This is a genomic window from Serinicoccus hydrothermalis (assembly GCF_001685415.1).
GTDB lineage: Bacteria > Actinomycetota > Actinomycetes > Actinomycetales > Dermatophilaceae > Ornithinicoccus > Ornithinicoccus hydrothermalis.
This window is the reverse complement of sequence record NZ_CP014989.1, coordinates 2,467,418-2,479,337: the sequence shown is the minus strand read 5'-3', so window position 1 is coordinate 2,479,337 and position 11,920 is coordinate 2,467,418. Positions and strand designations below refer to the sequence as shown.

The 11,920-nt window shown below is 73.1% G+C and carries 12 protein-coding genes; 10 read left to right on the top strand and 2 right to left on the bottom strand.

Annotated features, from left to right (window positions below; all coding sequences use genetic code 11):
• Positions 1–315 precede the first annotated feature (315 nt).
• Complete coding sequence (locus SGUI_RS11540; protein ID WP_066640314.1) at positions 316–927, bottom strand: biotin transporter BioY; 612 nt, start codon at positions 925–927, stop codon at positions 316–318.
• Between the two features lie 189 nt (positions 928–1,116).
• Here SGUI_RS11540 and SGUI_RS11535 point away from each other — a divergent pair, with 189 nt between their 5' ends.
• Genes SGUI_RS11535 through SGUI_RS11525 form a run of 3 tightly spaced genes read left to right on the top strand, consistent with a single transcriptional unit; the run spans position 1,117 to position 4,144 of the window.
• A complete protein-coding gene (locus SGUI_RS11535) occupies positions 1,117–2,136 on the top strand; it encodes a 6-phosphofructokinase (protein WP_066640311.1) in 1,020 nt (339 codons plus the stop codon).
• Between the two features lie 43 nt (positions 2,137–2,179).
• Positions 2,180–3,457, top strand: a complete 1,278-nt coding sequence (gene ilvA, locus SGUI_RS11530; protein WP_066640306.1) for a threonine ammonia-lyase IlvA — start codon at positions 2,180–2,182, stop codon at positions 3,455–3,457.
• Between the two features lie 6 nt (positions 3,458–3,463).
• Positions 3,464–4,144: a hypothetical protein gene (locus tag SGUI_RS11525; protein WP_066640305.1), complete on the top strand. Its 681-nt coding sequence runs from the start codon at positions 3,464–3,466 to the stop codon at positions 4,142–4,144.
• Here SGUI_RS11525 and SGUI_RS11520 read toward each other — a convergent pair.
• Positions 4,117–4,947, bottom strand: a complete 831-nt coding sequence (locus SGUI_RS11520) for a siderophore-interacting protein (protein ID WP_066640303.1) — start codon at positions 4,945–4,947, stop codon at positions 4,117–4,119. The two genes, SGUI_RS11525 and SGUI_RS11520, sit on opposite strands and share 28 nt — an antisense overlap.
• Positions 4,948–5,069: 122 nt before the next feature.
• Between SGUI_RS11520 and SGUI_RS11515 the strand changes: the two genes are divergently transcribed.
• The 7 genes from SGUI_RS11515 to SGUI_RS11485 all read left to right on the top strand — a co-directional run bounded on the left by SGUI_RS11515 (position 5,070) and on the right by SGUI_RS11485 (position 11,920).
• Entirely contained in the window at positions 5,070–6,146 is a 1,077-nt protein-coding gene (locus SGUI_RS11515) for an iron-siderophore ABC transporter substrate-binding protein (RefSeq protein WP_066640301.1), read from the top strand.
• Positions 6,143–7,192, top strand: a complete 1,050-nt coding sequence (locus SGUI_RS11510) for a FecCD family ABC transporter permease (protein ID WP_066640299.1) — start codon at positions 6,143–6,145, stop codon at positions 7,190–7,192. Before SGUI_RS11515 ends, SGUI_RS11510 begins: the two co-directional genes overlap by 4 nt.
• Positions 7,189–8,274: a FecCD family ABC transporter permease gene (locus tag SGUI_RS11505; protein ID WP_066640296.1), complete on the top strand. Its 1,086-nt coding sequence runs from the start codon at positions 7,189–7,191 to the stop codon at positions 8,272–8,274. The genes SGUI_RS11510 and SGUI_RS11505 overlap by 4 nt, the downstream gene beginning before the upstream one ends.
• Positions 8,271–9,116, top strand: coding sequence for an ABC transporter ATP-binding protein (locus SGUI_RS11500; protein ID WP_066640293.1), 846 nt, complete (start codon positions 8,271–8,273; stop codon positions 9,114–9,116). Before SGUI_RS11505 ends, SGUI_RS11500 begins: the two co-directional genes overlap by 4 nt.
• 241 nt (positions 9,117–9,357) lie before the next feature.
• Complete coding sequence (locus tag SGUI_RS11495) at positions 9,358–9,813, top strand: hypothetical protein (protein WP_066640290.1); 456 nt, start codon at positions 9,358–9,360, stop codon at positions 9,811–9,813.
• Positions 9,814–9,824: 11 nt separating this feature from the next.
• The gene (locus SGUI_RS11490) at positions 9,825–10,103 is read left to right on the top strand and encodes a hypothetical protein (protein WP_066640287.1); all 279 of its coding nucleotides are present in this window, start codon (positions 9,825–9,827) and stop codon (positions 10,101–10,103) included.
• A 242-nt stretch (positions 10,104–10,345) separates the two neighbouring features.
• Entirely contained in the window at positions 10,346–11,920 is a 1,575-nt protein-coding gene (locus tag SGUI_RS11485; RefSeq protein ID WP_083190655.1) for a fused MFS/spermidine synthase, read from the top strand.

Sequence of the window (11,920 nt, the reverse complement as noted above, 5' to 3'; positions counted from 1 at the left end):
TCCGGAGCAGTCGCGGGGGAAGGCGCCGCGTCCCACCACCGCGGACGTGCGGTGCGGGTATGCCGGTGGCCAGCTCGGCGGTCGGGGTCGAGCTGACCCGGCATACCGGGCCTCTGGAGACCCCACAGTGGCTGCCTGCCCCACGGTTCTTCCATCGCCCTACTCGTCCCTCCCTGCCCCACGGTTCCTCCGTCACCCCCACCTCTTAGCGGTGGGGCTCGACGAGGAAGCGCGGGGGTCCGGAGCAGTCGCGGGGCGAGGGCGCCGCGCGGCCCGCCACTGCGGACGTGCGGTGCAGGTCTGCCGCAGGCCGGCTCAGCGGTCGGAGTCGAGGCGGCGCACGAGCGCCCACACCGCGGGGAAGATCGCGGCCGCGACGCCGGCCTTGATGACGCCCGGGACGATGAACGGCGTGACGCCGATCGCCGCGATGGCGGCCGGGTCGCTCAGGTGCAGGACGCCGGCCATGTAGGGCACGCCCACGAGGAAGGGCGCGGCCGTGGCCAGCAGGAAGCCGACCATGGCGAGGAGCACGTGCCGGTCCCACGCCCGCTCCGCGGCCCAGCCGGCGATCGCCGCGGCGGCGACGAAGCCGACGATGAAGCCGAAGGACGGCGCGAGCAGGTAGGCCGGGCCACCGGCCCCGCCGGCGAAGATCGGCGCACCCATCAGGCCGGCGACCATGTAGGTGGTGAGCGCGGCGGCGCCCCGTCGCATCCCCAGGGCGGAGCCGACGAGCATGACGCCCAGTGTCTGGCCCGTGATGGGCACCGGGCCGATGCGGAACTCGACGAGGGCGAGCAGCGAGACGACGACCACGCCGCCGGCGATGAGCCCGACGTCGGTGAGCACGCCCCGGCGAGGCACCAACCGGTCAGCGAGGACGAGCGAGGAGGTCTGCGCGGAGGACGCGGCGGCGGTCGACATGGCGCACACGATGCCACAGCGGCGGCCCGACCGGTCGGTCGGTCTGCGCCGGCCGGCGACCGCGCCGGGGCCGGGCGGAAGTGGAACGCAGGTGACGTCACGTCATACCCTGGGAGCGCATCGGCGCCGGTCACGTCCCTGGGGTGGCCGGCGCGCGCTCGTACCGCCCGCCTCCGTGAAGGACACATGATGAAGATCGGCCTGCTGACCTCAGGCGGAGACTGCCCCGGACTCAACGCCGTCATCCGCGGTGTCGTGCTCAAGGGCGACCGGATCTACGAGCACGAGTTCGTCGGGATCAAGGACGGCTTCCGCGGGCTGGTCGAGGACGACATCGTCTCGCTGCCGCGCAAGAAGGTGCGCGGGCTGTCCAAGGTCGGCGGCACCATCCTCGGGACCTCCCGGATCAGCCCCATCCGCACCGGCGGGGTGGAGCGGGTCAAGGAGGTCATGGACAAGCACGAGATCGACGCGCTCGTCGCCATCGGCGGCGAGGGGACGCTGACCGTGGCCCGGATGTTCCACGACGAGGGCATCAACGTCGTCGGGGTGCCGAAGACGATCGACAACGACCTGTCCGCGACCGACCGCACCTTCGGCTTCGACACGGCCGTCTCCATCGCCACCGAGTCGATCGACCGGCTCCGGACCACCGGCGAGGCGCACTCCCGGTGCATGATCGTCGAGGTCATGGGGCGGCACGTCGGGTGGATCGCGCTGCACGCGGGCATCGCCAGCGGCGCCCACGCCATCCTCATCCCCGAGGTGCCGGTGGCCCCCGAGCAGCTGTGCGAGTGGGTGCAGAACGCCATGGACCGCGGCCGCGCACCGACGATCGTCGTGGCCGAGGGCTTCACCTTCGCCGGGACGGAGCAGGTGTCCAGCGACCGGGTCGACGGCTTCGGGCGGCCGCTGCTCGGCGGGATCGGCGAGGCCGTGACCCGCATGGTCGAGGAGCGCACGGGCATCGAGACGCGCAACACCACCCTCGGCCACCTGCAGCGCGGCGGGGTGCCGAGCTCCTACGACCGCGTCCTCGCCACCCGCTTCGGCACCGCCGCCATCGACTCGGTGAGCGCCAAGAAGTGGGGCACGATGGTCGCCCTGCAAGGCATGGACATCGTCAACGTCAACCTGCGCGACGCGACCAACGAGATCAAGACGGTCCCCCGCGACCAGTGGGACGAGGCCGCGATCATGTTCGGCTGACGCAGGGTCAAGACCCGTCCCGCGTCGCCGTAGGATCAGGGGTATGCCCTCGCCCACCCGCGCGTCGACCGACTCGACCACGCTGCCCACCGCGGCGGACATCGAGGCCGCGGCGCAGCGGATCGCCGGCCGCGTCCACCGGACGCCGCTGGAGCGCAGCATCCGGCTCTCCGAGGAGACCGGTGCACGCGTCTGGCTCAAGCGGGAGGACCAGCAGCCGGTCCGCTCCTACAAGGGCCGCGGCGCCGCCAACCTCATCGCCCAGCTCGACAGCGAGCAGATCTGGGCCGGGGTGGTCTGCGCCAGCGCGGGCAACCACGCCCAGGGCGTCGCGTATGCCTGCGCGACCCTCGGCGTCAACGCGCGCATCTACCTCCCGGCCAGCACCCCGCGCCAGAAGCGGGACCGGGTCGCCACCATCGGCGGCGACTGGGTGGAGGTCGTCGTCGTCGGCCGCACCTACGACGAGGCGGCCGCGGCAGCCCTGGCCGACGCCGGCCGCACCGGGGCGACCCTCGTCCCGGCCTTCGACCACCCGCACACGATCGCCGGGCAGGGCACCATCGCCCGGGAGATCAGCGAGGACCTGCCGGGCCCGCCGGACGTCGTCGTCGTGCCCTGCGGCGGCGGCGGGCTGCTCGCCGGCTGCCTCACCTGGTTCGGCGAGCACGCGCCGCACGTGCGCGTGGTGGCCGCCGAGCCCGCCGGGGCGGCCAGCATGATGGCCGCCACCCACGCCGGGGAGCCGGTGGCGCTGGAGGAGATCGACCGCTTCGTCGACGGTGCCGCGGTGCAGAAGGTCGGCGCGCACACCTTCGACGTGGTGCGACGGCATACCCCCGAGCTGGTCGCGGTGCCCGAGGGCCGCATCTGCACCGAGATGATCCGGCTCTACCAGAGCGACGGCATCATCGCCGAGCCCGCCGGGGCCCTGGCTGCGGCCGCGCTGGACGCGGTCGGCGACCTGACCGGGCTCGACGTCGTCGTGGTCGTCTCGGGCGGCAACAACGACCTGCTGCGCTACCCCGAGGTCATGGAGCGCTCCCTCATCCACGAGGGGCTCAAGCACTACTTCCTCGTCGACTTCCCGCAGGAGCCGGGCATGCTGCGCCAGTTCCTCAACGAGGTGCTCGGGCCGGAGGACGACATCGCGCTGTTCGAGTACGTCAAGCGCAACAACCGCGAGACCGGCCCCGCCCTCGTCGGCATCGAGCTCGGGGCGCGCGAGGACCTGCAGCCGCTGCTCGAGCGCATGGACGCCAGCTCCCTGGAGATCGAGCCGATCCACCCGGACAGCCCGCTCTTCCGCTTCGTCATCTGAGCGAAGATGCACGACCACCCCGCCGCGGGCCTGCACCACCCTTTCGGCACCCTCTGCGTGGGGTGCTTCGAGGAGGCCGGGTATGCCCTCACCACGCTCCCGCGCACGACGAGGGTCGAGGACGTGGCCGCGCTGCACCGGGAGTGGCCCCTCGCCGGTCTCCCCTACGTGGCCGGCCTGTCCCCCGCGCTCGTCCTGCTGCCCGACGACGCACTCGTCCTGGGCGCTCCGGGGTGGCGAGGATCGGTCTTCGGCGTCGCCGACACCGGGGTGCTCGTCGAGGTCCTCGAGGGCTCGGGGGTCACCGACGCGCAGGAGCGGCAGCTCCTCCGGGCGGGCCACGTGGTCCTGCTCGACCTCCAGGGGGGCGTCGCGGTCCGGCAGCGGGTCAACAGCTCGCTGCGGGCGTATGCCCGCTGCCACGCGGCGTGGCTGGAGGCGTGCTTCGCTCGTCTGGGGGCCGTGCTGGCGCCCGACGAGGACGCGGACCAGCGGGTGGAGGCCGTGCTGGAGGAGTTCGTGGCACGGGCGGAGGCCCTCGACGGGGACGCCGAGTTCTGGGCCGACTCGGCGGAGATGCTCCTCGAGATGGCCCCGGGAGCAGGCTGCTCGGGCGCGTCCTGGGTGGGCGGGAGGCACTGCCGGGGTGAGCGCCCCGCTCAGTGGCTGTCGCCGGCCTTCCAGTAGCCGCAGAAGCTGATCCGGGTCTTGGGTATGCCCTGCTTCACCCAGTGCCGGCGCAGGCCGGTCGCGAGGTCGGACTCGCCGGCGACCCAGGCATACACCTCGCCGGCGGGCACGGGGACGCGCGACATCTCCGCCAGCGCGGCCTCACCGGGGTGGGCCACGGCCCCACGCACCACCCAGCGCACCTCGACGCCCTCCGGCTCGTCGAGGACCTGCCGGTCGGCGTCCTCCGGCACCTCGATCACGGCGGTGCCCACGGCGTCGCGCGGGGCGTCCCGCAGGATCCCGGCGACGGCCGGCAGGGCCGACTCGTCGGCGGCGAGGAGCAGGGTGCTGGCGGCCGGGGCGTTGAAGATCGCGCCCTCGTCGATGATGGCGACCTCGTCCCCGACCGAGCACGACTGCGCCCAGAGCGAGGCGGGACCGGCGTCACCGGCCTCCTCGGTGCCGTGGACGACGAAGTCGACGTCGATCTCGGGGCCGTCCACACCCTCGGCGCGGTAGGCCCGGACCGTGTAGTTGCGGATGACCGGGCGCTGGGACGCGGGGACGAGCATGTAGCGGGCATACGAGGCGGTCGTCAGCTTGTCCGGCACGTGCCGGAGCGACTCGAGGCCGCCGGTCGGCAGGAAGAGCCGGAACCACTGGTCGTCACCCATCGGGCCGAACTCGGCCAGGTCGGGGCCGCCCAGTGTGATGCGGGCGAAGGTCGGGGTGGGGCGCTGGGCGCCACGCACCTGCAGCCGCAGGGCGCGGGCGTCGGTGGGCTTGCGCCTCGTCGCCTGGACGTTGCTCTTGGCCATGTCGAACGGTGCTCCTCGGGGTGGTCTGCTGCACGGGAGGATGTCGAGCGCGGGGCATTCGGTCACATCCACCGCCAGGATATACATTAAGTTCGCCTTACCTAACTTCACTAAGGAGCAACATGCACACGCTTCGCGTCCTGGGGACCGCCACGGCCCTCACCGCCGCCCTGGCCCTGAGCGCCTGCGGCGACAGCGGCACCACCGCCGGGGACTCCAGCGACTCCGCCGGCGCCTCCGAGGGCGCCGACTCCGGCGACTCCGCCGAGGCGGGGTCGGGCTCGTTCCCGGTCACCATCGAGCACGCCTTCGGCGAGACCACGATCGAGGAGAAGCCGGAGCGGGTCGCCACGGTCGCGTGGGCCAACCACGAGGTGCCGCTGGCCCTCGGCGTCGTGCCCGTCGGCATGAGCGAGGCCGCCTGGGGCGATGACGACGGCGACGGCGTGCTGCCCTGGGTCGAGGACGCCCTCACCGAGCTGGACGCCGAGACCCCGGTGCTGTTCGACGAGGCCGACGGCATCGACTTCGAGGCCGTCGCGGGCACCGAGCCGGACGTCATCCTCGCCGCCTACTCCGGCCTGACCCAGGAGGACTACGACACGCTGAGCGAGATCGCCCCCGTCGTCGCCTACCCCGAGATCGCCTGGGGCACCTCGATGAACGACATGATCGAGATGAACGCCACGGCCATCGGCATGCCGGAGGAGGGCCAGGCGCTCATCGACGACCTGGACCAGCAGATCCAGGACACCCTCGCCGAGTACCCCGACCTCGAGGGCGCGGCCCCGCTGTTCAGCTACGTCGACCCCAACGACATCAGCCAGATCGGCTTCTACACCACGCACGACCCGCGGGCCGGCTTCCTCAGCGACATCGGCATGAGCACCCCGCAGATCGTCGAGGAGCGCTCGGCCGAGTCCGAGGCGTTCTACGAGACGGTGAGCGCCGAGAACAGCGACCTGCTCGAGGACGTCGACGTCTTCATCACCTACGGCGACCCGGACGGCGAGATCCTCGACCTCGTCCAGAACGACCCGCTCATGGGGCAGATCCCCGCCATCGAGAGCGGCGCCGTCGCGATCCTCGAGGACAACACGCCCCTGGCCGCCGCGGCGAACCCGAGCCCGCTAGCGATCGAGTGGGGCCTGTCGGACTACCTCGGGCTCCTCAACGAGGCGCTGACCAGCAGCCGGTGACGACCACCACCGCACCCGAGACGTCGCCGCCGGAGTCGCCCGCGCGGCGCCCGTCGGCGACGTCCCGGGCGCTCTGGCTGGTCCTCGCGGTCCTCGTCCTGGCCTTCTGCGGCCTGCTCTCGGTGACCTTCGGGGCCCGTGACATCGCCTGGGAGGACCTCGTCGCCGCCCTCGGCGGCGGCCAGGACAACATCAGCCAGGCGGCGGTGGCCAAGCGCATACCCCGCACGATCCTGGCCATGCTCGTCGGCGCCTCGCTGGGGCTGGCGGGCGCGGTCATGCAGGGTGTCACGCGCAACCCGCTGGCCGACCCGGGCATCCTCGGCGTCACCTCCGGCGCCTCGCTCTTCGTGGTCGTCGGCATCGCCTTCTTCGGCATGTCCTCCTCCACCGCCTACATCTGGGTCGCGATGGTCGGCGCCGCCGTCTCCGCGACCTTCGTGTATGCCGTCGGCTCGCTCGGGCGCGGCGGCGCCACCCCGCTCAAGCTCGCGCTGGCCGGTGCGGCGACCTCCGCGGCCTTCGGCTCGCTCATCAGCGCCGTCCTGCTGCCCCGGATCGACGTCATGGACTCCTTCCGGTTCTGGCAGATCGGCGGCGTGGGCGGCGCGACCTACCCGCGGATCATGACCGCCGTGCCCTTCCTCGTCGTGGGGGCGCTGGTCTGCCTGGCGGTGGCGCGCGGCCTCAACGCCCTGGCCCTGGGCGACGAGCTCGCCGCGGGCCTCGGCGAGCGGGTCATCCTCACCCGCATCCTCTCCGCGGTGGGCGCGGTCATGCTCTGCGGCGCCGCGACCGCGATCGCGGGGCCGATCGGCTTCGTCGGTCTCGTCGTGCCGCACGCCTGCCGGCTGCTCGTGGGCCTGGACCACCGGTGGCTCCTGCCGTTCTCGATGGTCGTGGGCGCCACCCTGCTCACCGTGGCCGACGTCGTCGGCCGGGTGGTGGCCCGGCCCGCCGAGGTCGACGTGGGCATCATCACCGCGCTGGTCGGCGCGCCGGTCTTCATCGCCGTCGTCCGCCGCATGAGAGGACGGGCCCTGTGAGCGCCACCACCAGCACCGACGCCGGCGAGGTCGAGGCCCGCACCGAGCCCCCGGCCAGCACCCTGGACCGGGTGCGCGAGGGGCGTCGACGCCGGGCGCGCGGTCGCGGCACCGCGAGCGTGATCCTCGGCATCCTCGCCGTCGTCCTCTTCTTCGTCAGCCTCACCATCGGCGACACGGTCTACGGGCTCGGCGACGTCGTCCGCGTCATGCTCGGCCAGGACGTGCCCGGCGCCAACTTCGTCGTCGGGACCCTGCGCATACCTCGCGCCACCCTCGCGCTCGTCGCGGGAGCCGCCTTCGGCATGGCCGGGGTCACCTTCCAGACCATGCTCCACAACGCCCTGGCCAGCCCGGACATCATCGGGATCAGTGCGGGTGCGAGCGCGGCCGCCGTCTTCGCGCTCGTCGTGCTGCGGCTCGACGCGGCCTACGTCTCGCTCGTCGCGATCCTCGCGGCGCTGGCGACGGCCCTGCTCATCTACCTCCTGGCCTACAAGGACGGGGTCGCCGGCACCAGGCTGATCCTCATCGGCATCGGCATCTCCGCGATGCTCGACTCCGTCGTCGCCTACGTCATCATCCGCGCCGCGTCGTGGGACCTGCAGGTCGCGATGCGCTGGCTCACCGGCAGCGTCAACGGCGCGACCTGGTCCACAGTGCTGCCGCTGGTCATCGCCTTCGCGGTGCTCGCGCCGCTGCTGCTCAGCCAGTCCCGCGGGCTCGTGCTCATGCAGCACGGCGACGACGCCGCCTCCGCGCTCGGCACCCGGGTTGAGCGGACCCGGGTCATCGCCATCATCACCGCGGTCGCGCTCATCGCCTTCGCGACCGCCGCCGCCGGACCGATCGCCTTCGTCGCCTTCCTCGCCGGCCCGATCGCAGCCCGCATCGTCGGCTCGGGCGGCTCGCTCATGGTCCCGGCCGCCCTCGTCGGCGCGGTGCTCGTCCTCGGCGCCGACTTCGCCGGGCAGTATGCCTTCGGCACCCGCTACCCCGTCGGTGTCATCACCGGGGCACTCGGCGCGCCCTTCCTCGTCTACCTGCTCATCCGCACCAACCGGGCCGGAGGTTCCCTGTGACCGCCTCGCACACCCTCGTCGCCGAGCACGTCCGCCTCGGCTACGGCGACCGCACCGTCGTCGAGTCGCTCGACCTGAGCATCGAGCCGGGGCGGATCACCGTCATCGTCGGCGCCAACGCCTGCGGCAAGTCGACCGTGCTCCGCGCCCTCGCCCGGCTGCTGCGACCCAGCGAGGGCCAGGTGCTCCTCGACGGCAAGGCCCTGCACACCCAGCCGACCAAGGAGGTCGCGCGGACGCTGGGCCTGCTGCCTCAGTCGCCGATCGCGCCGGAGGGCATCGTCGTGGGCGACCTGGTCGCGCGCGGCCGCAGCCCGCACCAGAAGATGCTGGCCCGCTGGTCGCCGCAGGACGACCTGGCGGTGGCGGAGGCGCTGGAGCTCACCGGCACGGCCGGGCTCGTCGACCGGGCGGTGGACGAGCTGTCGGGCGGCCAGCGGCAGCGGGTGTGGATCGCCATGGCGCTGGCGCAGCGCACCGATGTGCTCCTGCTCGACGAGCCGACGACCTTCCTCGACATCAGCCACCAGGTCGAGGTGCTCGACCTGCTCACCGACCTCAACCGGCAGCGTGGGACCACGGTGGTCATGGTGCTGCACGACCTCAACCTCGCCGCGCGCTACGCCGACCGCCTCATCGCCATGTGCGAGGGCCGGCTGCTGGCCAGCGGCCCGCCCGAGGAGGTCCTCACCGCCGACGCCGTCGAGCAGGTCTTCGGAATGCGCAGCCAGGTCGTCCCCGACCCGGTCTCCGGCAAGCCCATGGTCCTGCCCATCGGCCGCCACCACGCCACCTCGGCCAGCCCCACCGCCCCCGCCGCACAGCTCGCCGCCCCCTCCTGACCGACCGGCCGCACGGTTTGCGCCGACCGACCGCACGGTCTGCGCCGACCGGCCGCACGGTCTGCGCCGACCGGCCGCACGGTTTGCGAGCCGAGCGCCAGCCGGCCGGAATTCGACCTCTCCTTTGTTCGCCATGGCAGCGAAACGAGAGGTCGAATTCGGGGGAGATGCGGGATGCGCGGTCGGTCGACGCACCCGCGCGAGGTGTGGCGCACCCCTCCCGGCGATGACAGACTCCGGTATGCCCTCGGTCCGGATCCTGCCGTCCCGACTCCAGCTCTGGGGGCAGGTCGCTCTGTGGGTCATCATCCTTGCGGCCCCGGTGGCGCGCATCCCCGACAGCTGGCCGGAGGGTGGGCCGTGGGCGGTCTTCGACGTCGTGGCCGCCGTGGGCTCGGCGTCGATCCTCGTCTGGCTCCTGTCGGGAGCACTCGTCATCACCGCTGACCCGAACGGCCTGCACCGCACCATCCTCCGGGGCCGACGCCTCATCCCGTGGACCGAGATCACCGAGGTCCGGCCGGCCCCCGGCAGACCGGACCGGATCGTCTTCCGCGGTGAGGACGGGCGCACGGTCGTCTCGGGCCCGATGCCCGATGAGCGCGAGGTCGACCAGCTGCGTACTTGGCACCGCGCCGCTCTCGAGCCGGCCCGTCCCGGCGACGCGCCGGACGAGACCGGCTCAGAAGCGCAGTGACAGAATCCGGTATGCCCCCGGTCCGGATCCGTGCGCCCCGCACCCAGCACTGGGTCCAGGTGGTGGGCTTCAGCCTGCTGATCCTGGTCTGGTTCCCCGCCGTCATGGGCTGGACCGGTCTTCCGACGTGGTGGCGGGTCGTCTCCGGAGCCCTCCTCGTGCTGGTCCTCGTCATGCTGGCCACGCTCCTGCGCGGCGACGACGACGTCACCGCTGACGCGCAGGGCCTGCACCGCGGCCTCCTCCAGGGCCCGCGCCTCATCCCCTGGACCCGGGTGACGGAGGTCTGACCGGCCCCGCGCAGACCGGACCGGATCGTCTTCCGCGGCGAGGACCGGCGGACGCTCGCCACGGGCCTCATGCCCGGCGAGCGCGAGGTCGACCAGCTGCATACCTGGCACCGCGCCGCACTCGAGTCGAACCGTCCCGGCGACACACCCGACGAGAGCGGCTCAGGCACGCACGTGCGCGACTGAGCCGCCGGCGACCGGCGGGGCGGCGGCACCTCAGACCGCCCCGTAGGCTCGCACGGGTGAGTCCCCGCCCCGACAGCGCCGACCCGCCCGACGCCGCCGACGACCCGCATGCCGACGACCACGCCGCCGCCGCCGCGGAGCAAGCCCCGCTCGGCCTGACCCCCTGGGTCGCCGCGGTCGTCACCTTCTTCTCCTCGGCCGCGGTGCTCGTGCTCGAGATCACGGCGCTGCGCCTCATCGCGCCCTACGTCGGCATCACCATGGAGACCAACACCGCGGTGATCGGCCTCGCCCTGGCGGCGATCGCCTTCGGCGCCTGGGCCGGCGGGGCCACCGCCGACCGCACCTCGCCGCGCGGCCTCATCGGCCCGCTGCTCGTCCTCGGCGGCGCGCTCGTGCTCACGGTCAGCCCGGCGATCCGCTGGGTCACCGCCTTCACCCCGCCCGAGCAGTCCGCGGCCATGGCGCTGCTCCTCGCCGCGGTCACCGTCTTCGCGCCCGCCGCCGTGCTCTCGGCCATCCCACCGATGGTGGTCAAGCTCCAGCTCAGCGCGCTCACCGAGACCGGCTCGGTCGTCGGCCGGCTCTCCGCGATCGGAACCCTCGGCGCGATCGCGGCCACCTTCCTCACCGGCTTCGTCCTCGTCGCCCTGCTGCGCAGCAGCGTCATCCTGCTGGTCACCGGGGTGCTGCTCATGGCCGGCGGCTTCGCCCTCGTCCTCACCACCCGCCGCGCCGGTGTCGAGCCCGCGATCGGCACCGCCGGCGCGCTCACCCTCGCGGTCGCCTCCGTCGGGCTGGGCCTCCTCGCGCCCGACCCGTGCGAGGTCGAGACGCGCTACCACTGCGCCTCCGTCGTCGCCGACCCCGACCGCGAGGGCGGCCACACCTTGGTGCTCGACACGCTGCGGCACAGCTACGTCGACCTGGACGACCCGGCATACCTCGAGTTCGCGTATGTCCGCACCCTCGCGGGCGCGCTCGACACCCACGCGCCGGCGGACGAGCGCCTCGACGTGCTCCACGTGGGCGGCGGCGCGATGACGCTGCCGCGCTACGAGGTCGCGCACCGCGAGGCGGGCACCAACTCCGTGGTCGAGATCGACCCCGGCGTGGTCGACCTCGTCCGCGAGGAGCTGCCGCTGCCGGAGTCCGAGCGGCTCACCGTCGACGTGCAGGACGGCCGGGTGGCGGTCGCCGCGCTGGAGACGGACAGCTACGACGTCTACGTCGGTGACGCCTTCGGCGGGGTCGCCGCGCCCTGGCACCTCGCGACCGCCGAGACCTTCGCCGACGTCGACCGCGTGCTTCGGCCGGACGGGCTCGTCGCGCTCAACATCATCGACTACGAGGGCCTGGACTTCCTGGCCGCCGAGGTCGCGACGCTGCGCACGCTCTTCGAGCACGTCGCCGTCCTCACCCACGACGACCGGCCCGAGCCCGGCGGCAACTTCGTCGTCCTCGCCTCGCACGCCCCGCTCGACCCGGCGGCGGTGGAGGCGGCGACCGCCGAGCACGGTGGGGGTATGCGCGCGCTCACCCCGGAGCGGGTCGACGAGCTGGCGGAGGGGGCCGAGGTGCTCACCGACGACCACGCGCCGGTCGACCAGCTCTTCACCGGCCGCTCCTGA

Coding starts and splice junctions, on each gene's coding strand:
- ilvA (WP_066640306.1), top strand. CDS start 2,180: ATGCCCTCGCCCACCCGCGCGTCGACCGACTCGACCACGCTGCCCACC.
- SGUI_RS11515 (WP_066640301.1), top strand. CDS start 5,070: ATGCACACGCTTCGCGTCCTGGGGACCGCCACGGCCCTCACCGCCGCC.
- SGUI_RS11520 (WP_066640303.1), bottom strand. CDS start 4,947: ATGGCCAAGAGCAACGTCCAGGCGACGAGGCGCAAGCCCACCGACGCC.
- SGUI_RS11495 (WP_066640290.1), top strand. CDS start 9,358: ATGCCCTCGGTCCGGATCCTGCCGTCCCGACTCCAGCTCTGGGGGCAG.
- SGUI_RS11490 (WP_066640287.1), top strand. CDS start 9,825: ATGCCCCCGGTCCGGATCCGTGCGCCCCGCACCCAGCACTGGGTCCAG.
- SGUI_RS11540 (WP_066640314.1), bottom strand. CDS start 927: ATGTCGACCGCCGCCGCGTCCTCCGCGCAGACCTCCTCGCTCGTCCTC.
- SGUI_RS11525 (WP_066640305.1), top strand. CDS start 3,464: ATGCACGACCACCCCGCCGCGGGCCTGCACCACCCTTTCGGCACCCTC.
- SGUI_RS11535 (WP_066640311.1), top strand. CDS start 1,117: ATGAAGATCGGCCTGCTGACCTCAGGCGGAGACTGCCCCGGACTCAAC.